This is a genomic window from Corallococcus sp. RDP092CA, assembly GCF_041903675.1.
Classification (GTDB): domain Bacteria; phylum Myxococcota; class Myxococcia; order Myxococcales; family Myxococcaceae; genus Corallococcus.
In genome coordinates this window covers 116,821-131,652 of sequence record NZ_JAYESI010000014.1, presented here as the reverse complement: position 1 = coordinate 131,652, position 14,832 = coordinate 116,821, and the positions used below count along the sequence as shown (strand labels likewise).

General features: G+C 71.8%; 15 protein-coding genes. 7 read left to right on the top strand and 8 right to left on the bottom strand.

Features of this window, described 5'->3' with window-relative positions; translation table 11 throughout:
- Positions 1-588: a hypothetical protein gene (locus tag U8525_RS17480; protein WP_374267074.1), complete on the top strand. Its 588-nt coding sequence runs from the start codon at positions 1-3 to the stop codon at positions 586-588.
- Between the two features lie 20 nt (positions 589-608).
- Positions 609-1,175, top strand: a complete 567-nt coding sequence (locus tag U8525_RS17475; RefSeq protein WP_374267072.1) for a hypothetical protein — start codon at positions 609-611, stop codon at positions 1,173-1,175.
- A gap of 12 nt (positions 1,176-1,187) precedes the next feature.
- On the opposite strand, the gene U8525_RS17470 is transcribed toward U8525_RS17475, so the two are convergent.
- Positions 1,188-2,096: a LysR substrate-binding domain-containing protein gene (locus U8525_RS17470; RefSeq protein ID WP_374267070.1), complete on the bottom strand. Its 909-nt coding sequence runs from the start codon at positions 2,094-2,096 to the stop codon at positions 1,188-1,190.
- A 93-nt stretch (positions 2,097-2,189) separates the two neighbouring features.
- Between U8525_RS17470 and U8525_RS17465 the strand changes: the two genes are divergently transcribed.
- Positions 2,190-3,068 (top strand): aldo/keto reductase family oxidoreductase, encoded by an 879-nt coding sequence (locus tag U8525_RS17465; protein WP_374267068.1) that lies wholly within the window; start codon positions 2,190-2,192, stop codon positions 3,066-3,068.
- A 139-nt stretch (positions 3,069-3,207) separates the two neighbouring features.
- Here U8525_RS17465 and U8525_RS17460 read toward each other — a convergent pair whose 3' ends face one another.
- The gene (locus tag U8525_RS17460; RefSeq protein WP_374267066.1) at positions 3,208-3,588 is read right to left on the bottom strand and encodes a type II toxin-antitoxin system PemK/MazF family toxin; all 381 of its coding nucleotides are present in this window, start codon (positions 3,586-3,588) and stop codon (positions 3,208-3,210) included.
- Positions 3,589-3,689: 101 nt separating this feature from the next.
- Between U8525_RS17460 and U8525_RS17455 the strand changes: the two genes are divergently transcribed.
- Both U8525_RS17455 and U8525_RS17450 read left to right on the top strand, forming a co-directional pair.
- Entirely contained in the window at positions 3,690-4,559 is an 870-nt protein-coding gene (locus U8525_RS17455; RefSeq protein WP_374267064.1) for a CPBP family intramembrane glutamic endopeptidase, read from the top strand.
- A 64-nt stretch (positions 4,560-4,623) separates the two neighbouring features.
- Entirely contained in the window at positions 4,624-6,411 is a 1,788-nt protein-coding gene (locus U8525_RS17450) for an FAD-dependent oxidoreductase (protein ID WP_374267062.1), read from the top strand.
- Between the two features lie 22 nt (positions 6,412-6,433).
- On the opposite strand, the gene U8525_RS17445 is transcribed toward U8525_RS17450, so the two are convergent.
- The gene (locus U8525_RS17445; RefSeq protein ID WP_374267060.1) at positions 6,434-6,724 is read right to left on the bottom strand and encodes a cupin domain-containing protein; all 291 of its coding nucleotides are present in this window, start codon (positions 6,722-6,724) and stop codon (positions 6,434-6,436) included.
- 72 nt (positions 6,725-6,796) lie between these two features.
- Between U8525_RS17445 and U8525_RS17440 the strand changes: the two genes are divergently transcribed.
- The gene (locus U8525_RS17440) at positions 6,797-7,855 is read left to right on the top strand and encodes a hypothetical protein (protein WP_374267058.1); all 1,059 of its coding nucleotides are present in this window, start codon (positions 6,797-6,799) and stop codon (positions 7,853-7,855) included.
- 2 nt (positions 7,856-7,857) lie between these two features.
- On the opposite strand, the gene dusA is transcribed toward U8525_RS17440, so the two are convergent.
- The 4 genes from dusA to U8525_RS17420 form a co-directional block, all read right to left on the bottom strand.
- Positions 7,858-8,859 (bottom strand): tRNA dihydrouridine(20/20a) synthase DusA, encoded by a 1,002-nt coding sequence (gene dusA, locus U8525_RS17435; protein WP_374267056.1) that lies wholly within the window; start codon positions 8,857-8,859, stop codon positions 7,858-7,860.
- Between the two features lie 85 nt (positions 8,860-8,944).
- Positions 8,945-9,481: a hypothetical protein gene (locus U8525_RS17430; protein WP_374267054.1), complete on the bottom strand. Its 537-nt coding sequence runs from the start codon at positions 9,479-9,481 to the stop codon at positions 8,945-8,947.
- An 81-nt stretch (positions 9,482-9,562) separates the two neighbouring features.
- Positions 9,563-10,534 (bottom strand): squalene/phytoene synthase family protein, encoded by a 972-nt coding sequence (locus U8525_RS17425; protein WP_374267052.1) that lies wholly within the window; start codon positions 10,532-10,534, stop codon positions 9,563-9,565.
- A gap of 145 nt (positions 10,535-10,679) precedes the next feature.
- Complete coding sequence (locus U8525_RS17420) at positions 10,680-12,419, bottom strand: dipeptidase (protein ID WP_374267050.1); 1,740 nt, start codon at positions 12,417-12,419, stop codon at positions 10,680-10,682.
- Between the two features lie 236 nt (positions 12,420-12,655).
- Here U8525_RS17420 and U8525_RS17415 point away from each other — a divergent pair, with 236 nt between their 5' ends.
- Complete coding sequence (locus tag U8525_RS17415; protein ID WP_374267049.1) at positions 12,656-12,811, top strand: hypothetical protein; 156 nt, start codon at positions 12,656-12,658, stop codon at positions 12,809-12,811.
- A 27-nt stretch (positions 12,812-12,838) separates the two neighbouring features.
- On the opposite strand, the gene acs is transcribed toward U8525_RS17415, so the two are convergent.
- Positions 12,839-14,791: an acetate--CoA ligase gene (gene acs / locus U8525_RS17410; protein ID WP_374267047.1), complete on the bottom strand. Its 1,953-nt coding sequence runs from the start codon at positions 14,789-14,791 to the stop codon at positions 12,839-12,841.
- Positions 14,792-14,832 lie beyond the last annotated feature (41 nt).

The window sequence follows — 14,832 nt, the reverse complement described above, 5'->3', positions numbered from 1 at the left end:
ATGCGCCGAGCCCGTCCCTCCCTCTCCGAGCGAATCCCCACCGCGACACGCGCCTGGGCCTCTCGCGCGGTGCTGCTGCTCGCCTGCGCCAGTGTCGTCGCCACGTCGCAGCCCCAGTCCGACGACGTGGCGTCCACGCCCCTCACCGGCACGCCCATCCGACTGACTACGGCCAACGCCAGGGTCACTCGGACCTTCGTCGTCCGGGTCACCGCGGCGGAGAACGCTTCGGATCCGGTGGCGGGCGAGCTGCGACTCCAGACCCAGGCGAAGTGGACGCCGGACGACCCAGCCCAGACGACACAGCCGTGGCTGAACATCAGCCACTTCAATGACACGTTCGCCCTGGGAGGCCAGAGCGGCGTCCTGGAGTCCGGCGTCACCGTGACGCTGGAGAGCCTCTCGCGCCTCGGCGAGGAGTGCCCCCTGAATCGTGGCTGTGAATGGACCGTGCAGGTCGCCTTTGAAGTCCAGGCGAACGCGCTCCCTGGCACCGTCGACATGGAGTGGACGGCCCAGGCCTTCGCGCACGTGCTGAATGACACCAGCATCCCGAAGGGCTTCACCGTGACCCTGTCCGAACGCTGACATCCCCAGGAAAGACAACCATGCCCGTTTCCATGATGGCGCCCCTGGCTCGCGCACGGGGTCTGCTGCCCCTCGGGTTCGCCCTGCTGGCGTGCGCCTGCGACACGTCTGGGTTCGTGGAGGCTTCCACGGAGGAGCACCCCCTGACGCTGGACGCGGCCCAGCCCCATGTCGTCAAACGCCTGCGGCTTCGAGGCGGGACTCGCGACAAGGCCCGCGCGAAGTTCACCGGGGTCTCGCTCGTCGTGAGCACCTCCGTGAGGTGGTGGCCGGGGGAAGAGACCCGCACGGACGTGCTGCCCTGGTATCGCCTCCGTGTGGTCAGCGACCCGGACGGCGAGGTCCAGGACGAGCTCACCCTCGTGATGAAGCCCTTCTCCCACTTTGACTCCCTGTACCTCGGCGCGAGCACGGAGCTGGCGGCTCCCACCGACTCGGTCGACACCACGTTCCGGCTGGAGTTCGACCGCCAGGGAGCGCCCTCCGAGGGCGCTCTCGACGTGAAGTGGAAGGCCTATGCGACCCTCTACAAGGACGCCGGGGACCCAGAAGACCTCCAGCTCACCCTCACGGAGGAGCCGGAGTAGCGCGGCCCCGCCTCACGGCGCGGCGTCCGGCGTCTTGATGAAGTCGATGAACGCCCGCAGCGGCGCGGGTACGAGCCGTCGCCCGGGGTAATAGAGGAACGGCCCCGGGTACGGCTGCCACCAGGACTCGAGGACGGGCACCAGAACTCCGCTGTCCAGGTGCGGGCGCAGCCAGTCCTCGAAGAGGTGCACGATGCCGGTGCCCGCGAGCGCGGCGTCGACGGCGAGGTCCGTGGCCCCGCCCACCCGAACGATGAGCGGGCCCGTGGGCTCGACGGTCACCACCTCGCCGTCTCGCTCGAACTCCCAGGACGTCATCGCGCCGCTCGCGAAGCGGCCGCGCAGGCAGGCATGCCGCAGCAGGTCCCGGGGGTGCTCCGGCCGCCCATGCCGCGCCAGGTACGCCGGAGCCGCGGCCGTGGCGTTGCGCTGGACCCGAGGCCCGATGGGCACGGCGATCATGTCCTGCTCCAGCCGCTCGTCGTAGCGGATGCCCGCGTCGCAGCCGGCCGCGATGACGTCCACGAAGCTGTCCTCGGTGATGACCTCCAGGCGGATGTCGGGGTAGGCGGCGAGGAACGGCGGGACGATGCGCGGCAGCACCAGCCGCGACGCGCTGATGGGCACGTTGAGGCGCAGCACGCCCGCGGGCCGGTTGCGGAAGCCGTTCACCACGTCGAGCGCGGCCTCCATCTCCGTCAGCGCGGGCGCCAGTCGCTCCAGCAGGCCCTCGCCGGCTTCGGTGGGGACGACACTGCGCGTCGTCCGGTTGAGCAGGCGGACGCCCAGCCGCTCCTCCAGCCGCCGGACCGCGTCGCTCAGCGAGGACGCGCTGCTCCCGCTCAGGCGCGCCCCCTCGCGAAAGCTCCGGGCCCGCGCCACCACCACGAAGGCGTTCAAGTCACCCAGGTCGACCTTCACTGTTCGCCGCTCCGCACAGCCTGTTCGGGTCAAGCCCCGTTATCCTGAGAGTCCACGGTGGCTATGCATGTCCCATCTCGAAAGGAGATGAGCATGCCCGGTATCGACTCCTCCAGCACCTTCCCCCTCGGGGGCCGCCCCGTGAAGCGCCTCGGCTATGGGGCCATGCAGCTCGCGGGGCCTGGCGTCTTCGGCCCGCCCAAGGACCCGGACGCCGCCCGCGCCGTGCTGCGCGAGGTCGTGGCCCGCGGGGTGAACCACATCGACACCAGCGACTATTACGGCCCGCACGTCACCAACCAGCTGATCCGCGAGGCGCTCGCGCCCTACCCGGACGGGCTCGTCATCGTCACCAAGATTGGCGGCCGGCGCGGCAACGACGGCTCCTGGCTCCCTGCCTTCTCGCGGGAGGAGCTGACCCAGGCCGTGCACGACAACCTGCGCAACCTGGGGCTCGACGTGCTGGACGTGGTCAACCTGCGCTTCATGTTCGACACGCACGGGCCCGCCGAAGGGCCCATCGAGGAGCCCCTCACCGTCCTCGCGGACCTCCAGCGCCAGGGCCTGGTGCGCCACATCGGGCTGAGCAACGTCACCGCGAAGCAGGTCGCCGACGGGCGGCGCATCGCGGACATCGTCTGCGTGCAGAACCACTACAACCTGGCGCACCGGGGCGACGACGCGCTCATCGATTCGCTCGCGCGCGACCGGATCGCCTACGTGCCGTTCTTCCCGCTGGGAGGCTTCAGCCCGCTTCAGTCCTCCACCCTGTCCGCCGTCGCGGCCCGGCTCGGCGCGACGCCCATGCAGACCGCGCTCGCGTGGCTGCTGCACCGCTCGCCCAACATCCTCCTCATCCCTGGCACGTCGTCCGTCGCGCACCTGAGGGAAAACCTCGCCGCGGGCGAGCTCCAGCTGCCGGACGACGCACTCAAGGAGCTGGACTCCGTGGCGCGCGCCCAGCCCGCCTGAGCTCCACCCGCAGCTCCGCGACGACGAGCCTGACCGGGGCCTGGGCGTGTCGCACGGCATCCACTGTGTTGCCTCGGCTCACCACGCCCGGGCCTCGTCTACTCGGAAGGCCACTCGCGCTCCGGCCCCGCGCCCCAGCTCAAGCCTCGGGGTCGTGGAAGAACGACGCCTGCTGGAAGCGCAGGCCCGCGAGGACCTGTTCGACCCGCGCGTCGGAGAGCGCCCCGATGTGCTCGCCGAGCCGCGTCTTCTCCACCGAGGACACCTGGGACACGACCACGACGCTCCGCTTCGCCAGGTGGCCCTCGCCCGCGTCGAGCAGCACGTTGCCGGGCTCATCCGCCTTTCTCAGGTTGGAGGTCAGGGCGCAGACGATGACGGTGTGGATGCGGGAGCGGTTGAAGACGTCCTCCTGGATGACGAGGTAGGGGTGGGCGATGGGCGGAACGGAGCCCCGGGCCTCGTCCGGCTCGCACCAGAACAGGTCGCCCCGGCGGATCATCTTCGGGACCGTGCGCATGCGCCGGGTTGTCCCACGCGCGAAGCGGGGGAGCAATCCTTCCCCTGCCCCCGCGTTGGTTGTAGGCAGGACCGCCCAATCACGCCGCGAGGTCGAGCACCATGAAGGCAGTTTTCCGGGACGCCGAAGGGCACCTGCGCAACGGCTGGAAGGGCCTCGGCTTCGTCGTGACGGCCACCCTCCTGGCGGGCATCCTGATGGCGCTCCAGCGGGTGTTGCCGGACGTCGTGAGGCCCTTCGCGCCGCCCCCGCTCTTCGGCTTCGTGGGCGTGCTGCTCGTGAGCCTCGACTTCCTCTATCTCGAAAAGCAGCCCGTGGCCCTGGCGCCGCTCGGCATGTCGCTGGACTGGCGGGCGGGCCGTGAGCTGGGAGCCGGGGTGGTGGTGGGTGCAATCCTCGTGGGGCTGGTGGCGCTCGGCGGCTGGGCGGCCGGCGGCTACCACCTGGAGCGGGCCGCGAACGCCCAGGTGGCCGCGGTCGTGAAGGGGGCCTGCCTGATGCTGGGCGTGGGCCTCTTCGAGGAGGCGCTGTTCCACGGCTACCTCTTCCAGCGCGCCATCCGGGGCCTGGGCGAGCGCTGGGCGCAGGGGGTCATCTCCCTCGTCTTCTGCCTCGCGCACCCGTTCAGCACGGACATGGAGGTCCCCACGCGCGTCGTGGCGATGCTCTCCACCTTCATGGCGGGCTGGCTGCTGGGCCTGTGCTACCTGCGCACCCGGCACCTCGCGCTGTCGGTGGGCGTGCACATGGGCTGGAACTGGCTCCTGGGCACGATGGGCTTCGGCGTGAGCGGCAAGGAGTCCCATGGCTGGTGGACGCCTGTCTTCCACGGCCGCCCGGAGTGGCTCACGGGCGGCGCCTACGGCCTGGAGGCGTCTGTCTTCAGCGTCGTCGTCCTGGGCCTGGCGATCGCCGCCCTGACGCGCTTCTCCTCCGTTCATCCAAGACATCTCGCTCGCACTCCGGGGTGATGCGGACTCGCGGGCTCATCAGCGACGCTCCCGTGGGCACACGCAGCACCGCCGGGAGAGCCACATGCCCAACGTCTTGGTGGTGGGAGGGGGCATCGCGGGGCTGACGGCCGCGCACGAGCTGGCGGAGCGCGGCTTCGAGGTCCACGTCTACGACACGCGGACGACCTGGGGCGGCAAGGCGCGCTCGCAGCCGGTGGCCGGCACCGGGACGGGCGGACGGCGCGACCTGCCGGGCGAGCACGGCTTCCGCTTCTACCCGCGCTTCTACCGCCACGTCATCGACATGATGCAGCGCACGCCCGCCGCCCCCGGCGCGGCCACGCCCACCGTGGACCAGCACCTCCAGGCGACCACGGAGAGCGCCATCGCGCCCATCGACGCGGACACGTGGTATCGCTTCTCCCGCCGCCGGCTGGACAAGCCCTATGACCTCCTGGAGGCCCTGGAGCTGTTCTTCCAGCGGCTGGACTTCGACGAGGCCGACGCCAGCCTCTACGGGCTCAAGACCCTCCAATTCCTCTCATCCAGTGAAGACCGCCGGCTGGGCCAGTACGAGAAGCTGTCCTGGTGGGACTTCATGCAGGGGGATGCGTACTCGCCGAAGTTCCAGCGGCAGCTGCGGGCCGTGCCCCGCACGATGGTGGCCATGGATCCACGGCGCGGGTCCACGCGGACGCTGGGCGTCATCACCCTGCAGCTCCTGCTCGACTATGCCCAGAGCGGGGTGAACAACGACCGGACGATGGGCGGCCCCACGAGCCAGATGTGGTTGGAGCCGTGGGTGGCGCACCTGCGCGGGCTGGGCGCGCAGCTCCACCCGGGCGTGCGCTGCACCGGCCTGGACGTCGCGGACGGGCGCATCACCGGGGCCCGCTTCGCCAACGGCGAATCCCGCTCCGCGGACCACTACGTGCTCGCGGTGCCGCTGGAGGCGGCGCAGGCCCTCATCACGCCGGAGCTGGCCGCGTTGGACCCGGCGCTGGCGCGGCTGCGCGCGGCGGACGTGGAGGGGCTGGTGGCCTGGATGACGGGGATCCAGTTCTTCCTCTACGAGGACGTGCCGCTGGTCCGCGGCCACACCTTCTACCCAGACTCGCCGTGGGCGCTGACGTCCATCTCGCAGCCGCAGTTCTGGCGCGAGCTGGGGCTGTTCCGGCGCCAGTTCGGCGATGGGCAGGTGGGCGGGCTGCTGTCCGTCGATGTCTCGGATTGGGACACGCCCGGCACGTTCGTGCCCAAGCGCGCGAAGGACTGCACGCCGGAGGAGATCAAGACGGAGGTCTGGGCCCAGCTCAAGGCGGCGCTCAACGGGCTCGACCCCGACGAGCAGGTGCTGACGGACGAGCTCCTGCACTCCTTCCACCTCGACGACGACCTGGACTACGGCGGCGGGCTGCCGCCCCTCAACGCGTCCGGCCTGCTCATCCACCCGCCCGGCTCCTGGGAGGTGCGCCCCGAGGCCGCGAGCGCCATTCCCAACCTCTGTCTGGCGGGGGACTACGTCCGCACGTACACGAACCTGGCCACCATGGAGGGGGCGTGCGAGGCGGGCCGCCGCGCCGCCAACGCCATCCTCGACCGGACGCGCTCCCAGACGGCCCGCGCGACCCTCTGGCCCCTGGAGGAGCCGGCGTGGGCGGATCCCTGGAAGCGCCTGGACGCGGCGCTGTATCAGCGGGGGCGCCCGCACCTGTTCGAGCTGCTCGGCATCCGCACCGCCGCCCAGGCGGCGGACGTGCTGCGCCGCCTCTCGGCCCTCACCGGCCTCTCCAAGGTGGATGACTGGCTGGACCGGTTCCGCGTCTCCGGCGTGGTCGACGCGCTGCTCGCGCGGATGGGCATCCGTTGAAGCCGCGCGCCCGGCGCGAGGGCTACTGGAGCGGCGGCGGCTCCGCCCTGCCCGCCCCGGACTGGGCATAGTCCTCAGCGCCCGTGAAGTCGACGACGCGGAAGGGCTCATCCCCCACGCCCCAGCAGGCGTCGTGCCCGGGCGGAATGAAGGCGATGTCGCCCGGCGCCAGGGCCAGCGCCTGGCCGTCCCGCATCTGGATGCGCAGCCGTCCGGACAGGACGCTGAGGGTGTGGGTCCCACGGAAGAGCTGGGGGGCACGCCCGCCGGAGGAAAGGGTCCGGGTCCGGACGCGGGCAGTGGACCGGGGCACGGGCTGTAGCGCCCGTTCCCACCTCCGTACCTTCGTGCCGCCAAACCGCCCCGGTCCCGAGGGAGTCAAGCCATGCGCCTACCATCGCGCCTCGCCCTGTGGGCATGTCTGGTCATCGCGCAGGGCTGCCGCACGCACCACGAGCCGCCTCCCGCGCCCCCGACCCCGCCGCCCGTCACCACCGCCCGGCCGCTCCACCAGGCGAGCCCCGACGCCATCGAGTTCGAGTTCGGCCGGCCCCAGGCCACCGCCTGCAACTGCTTCACCGGCGGCTGCGATACGCCGCAAGCGGGCGTGTGCGCCGCGCCGCGCTTTGGCACGTACCTGCTGGCGCTGACGTGGGCGCCCACCTTCTGCCGCACCCACCCGGACAAGGAGGAGTGCGAGCACCTGGAAGACACCTTCGGCGCGACGCACCTCACCCTCCACGGGCTGTGGCCCCAGTTCAACGACGAGGAGGCCCAGCAGCAGCACTGCACCTATCCCGCGTACTGCGGCGGGCTCTGCGAGTGTCAGGGCAGCGACGCGCCCCCGGGGTGCTTCCCCGACCCCGCCACGATTCCGCACGCCATGGGCACCTACGGCCCGGGCTTCGTCACGGACAACTCCTTCCTCGCGAACCACGAGTGGCCCAAGCACGGCAGCTGCACGGGGCTGGATGCCCGGACCTTCTTCCAGAGCACCATCGACGCGCTGCTGTCATTGCCGGGCGAGCGGGGGACGCCCGCCGCGATTGGCGGCAACGTCGGCGGCAGCGTGGCGCTGGAGGAGCTGCGCGCCGCGTTCGGCCCGGGCGACAGCGGGGTCTTCAGCTGCGACGCGGACTGCAACCTCGCGGAGGTGGGCGTCTGCTTCTCGGTGGATGGGCAGCGGCGGCCCGCCGCGCCCATGACGTGTCCGCGGAACGTCACCGGCAGCAGCTCCAACAGCTGCGTGGGCCCTGCCGCTCAGCCGCGCTGCCCCACCGTGAACATCCAGGCCGCGAAGCCCTTCGACGGCGGAGGCGGCCCGTCCTCCACCTGCGGGCAGCCGGGCCAGGGGCCCGCGTGCACGAATGATCAGCGCTGCCAGGACCAGGGCTGGGTCCGCTGCGCGCGCTCCGGGTGCTGCACCACCGTCCCGAAGCGCTGACGTCAGGCCACGGCCTGGAGGTCCGCGTCGCGCGGCACCTTCGCGGCGGCGGCGCGCAGCACCTCCGGGCCCGCGCCGTCCTTGTGGGCGTTCTCGCTCAGGTGCCGCCGCCAGGCGCGCGCGCCGGGCAGCCCCTGGAAGAGGCCCAGCATGTGCCGGGTGATGGCGCCCAGCGGCGCCCCCTGGCTCAGCTGCGCCTCGATGTACGGCAGCATCGCGTCCACCACCGCGTGGCGCGAGAGGGGCGGCTGCGTGCTTCCGAAGAAGCGCCGGTCCGCGTCCGCCAGGAGGTAGGGGGACTCGTAGGGCGCGCGGCCCATCATCACGCCGTCCACGCGGCCCAGGTGCTCGGCCGCCGCGTCCAGCGTCTTGATGCCGCCGTTGAGGGTGATGTCCAGGTGCGGGAGCTCGGCCTTCAGCCGGTGCACCAGCTCGTAGCGCAGGGGCGGCACGTCCCGGTTCTCCTTGGGGGACAGGCCCTGCAACCACGCCTTGCGCGCGTGCACGATGAAGCGCGTGCAGCCCGCCGCGGAGACGCGCCGCACGAAGTCCTCCAGCGTGGGCCACTCCTCCAGGTCGTCGATGGCGATGCGCGACTTCACCGTCACCGGGATGCGCACCGCCTCGCGCATGGCGGCCACGCCGCGCGCCACCAGGTCCGGCTCCGCCATCAGGCACGCGCCGAAGCGGCCGGACTGCACGCGGTCGCTGGGGCAGCCCACGTTGAGGTTGATCTCGTCGTAGCCCCACGCCTCGCCGATGCGCGCGGCGGCGGCCAGCTCCGCGGGCTCCGAGCCGCCCAGCTGGAGGGCCACCGGGTGCTCGGCGGGCGAGAAGCCCAGCAGGCGGTCGCGCTTGCCGTGCAGCACCGCGCCCGTGGTCACCATCTCCGTGTAGAGCAGCGTGTGGCGGGAGATGAGCCGGAAGAAGTACCGGCAGTGCCGGTCCGTCCAGTCCATCATCGGCGCGACACACAGCGGCATGGGGTAGGCCAGGGCAGTCATCGCCCTACCCATATCCGGACTCCCGCCGTCCGCCCAGGGTCTCCCGAGGCCCCCTCCGAAGGCAGGCGGCCCGCCGGGCGCCGCATCAGGCGGGAGGGTTGAGCTCCACGCCCTGCTCCGCGAGCCACGCGTCCACCAGCCGCTGGCCGGCGTCCGTCAGCGTGAAGCCCAGCCCGGCCCACTGCTGGGCGTTGAGCATCACCACCTGCCCCAGCGCGCGGGCGAAGGCCACCTCCGGCGAAGCGCGCTTGAGCAGCGCGCCCGCGTAGTGGTGCAGGAACAGGTCGAAGTTCTTCGCGAAGTCCGGGTGCCCGGGCAGCGAGTCGCTGCGCGTGTCCGCCGTCATGTCATACGCCTGGATGAGCGCGCCGAAGCCCAGCACGTCCAGGAGGAACGCATGCATCCGGTCCTTCCCGCGCACCCGGCCCGGCAGCCACCGCTCCGGCCCCGCCGGCGTCTGGAACGTCCACAGCCCGCGCTGACGCGTCGCAGCGAAGGGCGGGCCCCCCGCGACGCCCTTCCGCTCCGCCTGGAGCGCCCGGCGCTGCACCCGCAGGGGCGAGGCCTCCGAACGCGCGGGGAAGTAGACGATGACCGCCGGGGCCGAGCGGGCGCAGTTCATGGGAGACGACTCCAGAGGAGAACACCTGCACGGGAATTATCCCGCTCCGGCGACCGGGAGTTGCTTCCCGGGCAACGCTTTTCAGGCGCCGCCCGGCAGGGGCCCGGCGAGCGCCTCCACGGCCTCCGGGAGCGAGCCCCGTTCGAGCGCGGCGTGGAGGGTGTCGAGCTGGGCCGTCACCACCGCGCGCGACACCTTGGCGCCCGCGCCGTCGCGCACCAGCAGCTCCAGGGTGGCCTGGGCCAGCATCAGCGGCAGCGTGGTGAAGGCGAGCACGTCCCGGGGCGCCCCCGCCAGGAACAGCGAGCGCACATAGCGCGCGGCGGCGATCAGATCCTGCCCCGCGAGCCGCTCCACGTCCTGGAGCTGGACGCCCTCCGGCAGCCACACGCGGCCCTCCTTCCGGTCCTGCCGCGCGTCCTTGAGGATGTTGACCAGCTGGAGCCCCTCGCCGAACAGCGGCGCCAGCGAGCGCAGGTTGGGCGCGAACGGCGCGAGGCGCGGGTCCAGGACGAACAGCTCCGTGAGCAGCTCGCCCACCAGCCCCGCCACGATGTAGCAATAGTCACGCAGGGACTGGAGCGACCCGAGCCTCAACACGCCCTCTTCCGACGCGCCGGCCAGCACCTGCCCCATGCCCTGCACCGTCTTCAGCACGAAGTGGCGCAGGATGGCGCCGGCCTCCGGGCGCAGCGGGTCCAGGCTCGCCAGCAGCTCGGGGGTGCGCGCGAGCAGGTCCAGGTAGCCGGCGTTCTCGCTGGGCCGGCGCGCCAGCCACTCGCGGGCCAGCGCCCCGGCGTCCACGCCCGGCGCCTCCTGGAGCAGCGACGCGAAGGCGGCCAGCGCGTCGCGGCGCGCGTCGCGCGTCCAGGGGGCGGCGTCCTCCAGCGTGTCGGCGACGCGCAGGAGCAGGTAGCCCAGGCCCACCTCGCGGCGCAGCGGCTCGCCGAGCAGCGGGATGGCGAGCGCGAACGTGCGGCTGGTCCGCGCGAGGAAGTCCGCCAGCTCGTCATCCCGGAACGGCAGCGCCATTGCGGTGGGGGCGTCACTCAAGGAACCGTCCTCCGGGAACGGGCGCGCGCACCTCCCGCCCGGGGCTCTCACTGCCACAAGCCGTCCACCGACACACGCAAGAACGCGCGGCCCCGGCGCGCGGCGTCCCTCCGGCGGACGCCGCGCGCCGGGAATTCCGGAGGCATCAGGGCGCCGGAGCGACCGTGGGCTTCGAGCCCGGCTGCGCGGGGGCCGCGGGCTGGGCCGGCTGCGCGGGGGCCGCGGGCTGGGCCGGCTGCGTGGGGGCCGCGGGCTTCGGCTCCGGCTTCTCGCGCGACTCCAGCATCTTGCCGTTGTCGGCGGCGATGCGGCGGTACCACGCGTCCGGGTAGCGCGGGTGGCCCACCGTGCCCGTGGCGTCGCGCACGTTGCCGTCGATGTACTTCACGAGCAGCTGCTCGCCCAGCTTGCGCCAGCGCGCGTGCACCTTGTCGCCCTGCTGGAGGGAGTACTCGGTGAGGTACTGGCGGGCCTGCTCCGGCGTCCGCTTGTAGAGCACCTGCGCGATGCTCTCGATGTTGGCCTGGTCCGCCAGGAACTGGCCCTCCAGGTCGCCCTGGGCCTTCTGCACGTCCACGATCATGTCGCTCCAGCGCCCGTAGGCCTGGTTCGACACCCAGTTGAAGACCCAGAAGGACGAGTCCCAGGAGAACTCACCGCGGCTGGCCACGCCCTGGGCGAAGTTCCTCGGCACCTGCCGGATGCCCGCGTACATGGGCGTGTAGACGGTGGTGAAGGTGTCGTCCACGCCGAACCAGAGCACGCCGCCGATGGCGTCCGGCAGCGTGGAGCGCATCTGCGCGACGAAGGAGAAGCCCGTCTGCTGCGTGGAGATGGCGCGCTCGTGCACGTAGCTCTTGCCGTCCACGTCCCACGTCATGGGGCGCCAGCGGTAGGGCACCGCGTAGGGCCCCGCGCCCACGTCCTTGGACATGTCCAGCGGCGTGCCCTCGAAGTGGTCGCGCATGAGGGCCATGGCGTCCTGCACGGAGACCTTCTTGTCCGGCTTGACCCACAGCGGCAGCCGCTTGGTGGTGTCCGCGCCGTCCGCGTACTCCACGCCCAGCTTCAGGGACGGGGCCGCGCGGCGGAAGATGCTCCACACGCGCGCCTCGCTGAAGCGCTGCCCGCCGAAGTCCAGCGGGTGGTACGTGTCCGCGAAGCTGAAGTCCTTGTCCGCGCCCTTGAACCAGCCCTTCGCGCGCGCGAAGGAGATGACGTCCGCCGAGTACAGCGTGGTGGCGCTGTCGTTGAGCGGGAACTGGCGGATGCGCGACTGGTTGGCGTGCGCGGAGAGGTAGCCGTCCGGCAGCTTGCGGGCCACCCACACCGCGCCCTTCTGCCCCGCGCCCTTGCCGATCATCTCCAGGATCCACGCCTCCTTCGGGTCGGCGATGGAGAACGTCTCACCGGTGGACGCGTAGCCGTACTGGGCCACCAGGTCCGTCATCACCTGGATGGCCTCGCGCGCCGTCTTCGCGCGCTCCAGCGCGATGTAGATGAGCGAGCCGTAGTCGATGATGCCCGCCGGGCCCTCCAGCTCCTTGCGCCCCGTGAAGGTGGACTCGCTGATGGAGAGCTGGTGCTCGTTCATGTTGCCCACCACCGAGTAGGTGGCGGCCGGCTGCGGGATGCGGCCCAGGAACTTGCCGGTGTCCCACTCCACGACGTCGCGCATGGCCCCGGCCGCGTGGCGGCGCGCGGGCGTGTAGTACAGCTCGCCGTACAGCTCGTGCGAGTCCGCCGCGTAGGTGATGAACGTGGAGCCGTCCGTCGTGGCGCCCTTCGTCACCAGCATGCTGGTGCAGGCGTCCGCGACGACGGGGGCGACGAGCACCGCCGTCAGGGGCAGCGCGGTGAAGAGGGTCGAAGGGAATCGGTTCATGGCGGCGCAATCTAGCAGGACCTTCGCCCGCTGCCCGCCCGTGCAGGTTGCCCGGCCGTCCGGCCCCCGGGCCCGCGAGCCCTGGCGCACGCCGCCATGCGTGAAGCCGATGGCCCCCGAGCGCCGGGCTACTTCCCGGCCCTCACGCTGGATGGCACCGCCCACGCGGGGACGCTAGGGTTGCGCTTTGCCTGCCCGGGGCCTTCCGAGCCCCGGACGCCCCTTTGGAGGAAGCCGTGACGGAGATCGTGGTGGGCCTGGTGGTGTTCTTCGTCCTCACCGTCGTGCTGGGGCCCGCCCTCTGGAGCTCCCGCATCTGGTGGAGCAAGGCGGACCGCGAGAAGGTCAAGGACAAGTACGGCCGCCCCACCAAGGACGCGGAGGACGCGTAGGGGGCGGCCGCTCGCCGGGCCTGGCGGCTACTCGTCGCCCTGGCGCAGCGCCGCCAGCACGTTGAGGTCCTCCAGGGTGGAGGTGTCCTGGGAGGACTGCTTGTCCGCGGCCACGTCGCGCAAGAGCCGGCGCATGATCTTCCCGGAGCGCGTCTTGGGCAGCCCCTCCGCGAAGCGGATGACGTCCGGCCGCGCGATGGCGCCAATCTCCCGGCCCACGTGCGTGGCCAGCTCCTTCTTGAGCGCGTCCGAGGGAGCGTTGCCCTGCTTGAGCGTCACGAAGGCCACGAGCGCCGTGCCCTTCAGGTCATCCGGGCGGCCCACCACGGCGGCCTCGGAGACCTTCGGGTGCGCCACGAGCGCGCTCTCCACCTCCGCGGTGCCCAGGCGGTGGCCCGCCACGTTCACCACGTCGTCCACGCGCCCCAGCAGCCACACGTAGCCGTCCGCGTCCGTGCGCGCGCCGTCGCCGGTGAAGTACATGCCGGGCAGCTCGCTGAAGTACGTGCTCTCATACCGCTGCGGGTCCCCGTACACGGTGCGCAGCATGGACGGCCAGGGCTTCGTCACGAAGAGCAGGCCGCCCTGCCCCCGGGCCACGCGGTTGCCGTCGCGGTCCAGGATCTCCGCGTGGATGCCGGGCAGCGGGAAGGTGGCCGAGCCGGGCTTGGTGGGCGTGGCGCCGGGCAGCGGGGAGATCATGATGCTGCCCGTCTCCGTCTGCCACCACGTGTCCACGACGGGGCACCGGCCTCCGCCAATGACGTCGCGGTACCACATCCACGCCTCGGGGTTGATGGGCTCGCCCACGCTGCCCAGCAGGCGCAGCGAGGACAGGTCGTGCTTCTTCACCGGCTCCTCGCCCAGGCGCATGAAGGCGCGGATGGCGGTGGGCGCGGTGTAGAGGAGCGTGACCTTGTAGCGCTCGATGATGTCCCAGAAGCGGTCCGGCCCCGGCTGCGTGGGCGCGCCCTCGTAGATGAGGGTGGTGACGCCGTTCATCAGCGGGCCGTAGACGACGTAGGTGTGGCCCGTCACCCAGCCCACGTCCGCGGTGCACCAATAGACGTCGTCGTCGCGCAGGTCGAACACCCAGCGCGTGGTGAGGGACGCGTTCACCGCGTAGCCGGCGGTGGTGTGCAGCACGCCCTTGGGCTTCCCGGTGGAGCCGGACGTGTAGAGGATGAACAGCGGGTGCTCGCTCTCCACCCACTCCGGCTCGCAGACGTCGGACTGGCCCTTCACCAGCGCGTCCCACGCCAGGAACCTCGGGCCCTCCGGCAGCTTGCCGTCGCCGGTGCGGGCGAGGACGACGACCTTCTCGATGCTGGGGGCGTTGGGGAGCGCGGCCTCCACGTTCTTCATCAGCGGCACCACCGCGCCCTTGCGCCAGCCGCCGTCCGCGGTGAGCAGCACCTTCGCGCCCGCGTCCTTCATGCGGTCCTGGAGCGCCTCCGCGGAGAAGCCGCCGAACACCACCGAGTGCACCGCGCCCAGCCGCGCGCACGCCAGCATCGCGACGGCGGCTTCCGGCACCATGGGCAGGTAGATGCCCACGCGGTCGCCCTTCTTCACGCCCAGCGACTTGAGGCCGTTGGCCAGCCGGTTCACCTGCTGGGACAGCTCCCCGTAGGTGAGGGCGCGGCGGTCGCCCGGCTCGCCCTCGAAGAGGATGGCGGGCTTGTCCTTCAGCTTCGGCAGGTGCCGGTCCAGACAGTTGTAGGCGAGGTTGGTCTTCCCCTCGACGAACCAGCGCGCGTGGGGCGGCTTCCAGTCCAGCACCGTCTGGAAGGGCTCCTTCCAGTAGAGCTCCTCGCGGGCGCGGTCGCCCCAGTACTTGTCCGGATCCTTCGCGGCTTCGTCCCACAGCCGCTGGTAGTCCTGCATGCTGCGGATGTGAGCCCGCCGGGAGAAGTCCTCGGGCGGGGGGAAGACGCGGGACTCGGTCAGGAGCGAGTCGATTCCCTGCGGGGCGGACATGGGCGTCCCTCCAATCGGTGCGTGGGAACAGCCCTCCTGTT

Bases quoted from the DNA above. Each gene is read 5' to 3' on its own strand.
- acs (WP_374267047.1), bottom strand. From the start codon at position 14,791: ATGTCCGCCCCGCAGGGAATCGACTCGCTCCTGACCGAGTCCCGCGTC.
- U8525_RS17440 (WP_374267058.1), top strand. From the start codon at position 6,797: ATGCGCCTACCATCGCGCCTCGCCCTGTGGGCATGTCTGGTCATCGCG.
- U8525_RS17460 (WP_374267066.1), bottom strand. From the start codon at position 3,588: ATGCGCACGGTCCCGAAGATGATCCGCCGGGGCGACCTGTTCTGGTGC.
- dusA (WP_374267056.1), bottom strand. From the start codon at position 8,859: ATGACTGCCCTGGCCTACCCCATGCCGCTGTGTGTCGCGCCGATGATG.
- U8525_RS17430 (WP_374267054.1), bottom strand. From the start codon at position 9,481: ATGAACTGCGCCCGCTCGGCCCCGGCGGTCATCGTCTACTTCCCCGCG.
- U8525_RS17465 (WP_374267068.1), top strand. From the start codon at position 2,190: ATGCCCGGTATCGACTCCTCCAGCACCTTCCCCCTCGGGGGCCGCCCC.
- U8525_RS17450 (WP_374267062.1), top strand. From the start codon at position 4,624: ATGCCCAACGTCTTGGTGGTGGGAGGGGGCATCGCGGGGCTGACGGCC.
- U8525_RS17475 (WP_374267072.1), top strand. From the start codon at position 609: ATGCCCGTTTCCATGATGGCGCCCCTGGCTCGCGCACGGGGTCTGCTG.
- U8525_RS17480 (WP_374267074.1), top strand. From the start codon at position 1: ATGCGCCGAGCCCGTCCCTCCCTCTCCGAGCGAATCCCCACCGCGACA.
- U8525_RS17455 (WP_374267064.1), top strand. From the start codon at position 3,690: ATGAAGGCAGTTTTCCGGGACGCCGAAGGGCACCTGCGCAACGGCTGG.
- U8525_RS17420 (WP_374267050.1), bottom strand. From the start codon at position 12,419: ATGAACCGATTCCCTTCGACCCTCTTCACCGCGCTGCCCCTGACGGCG.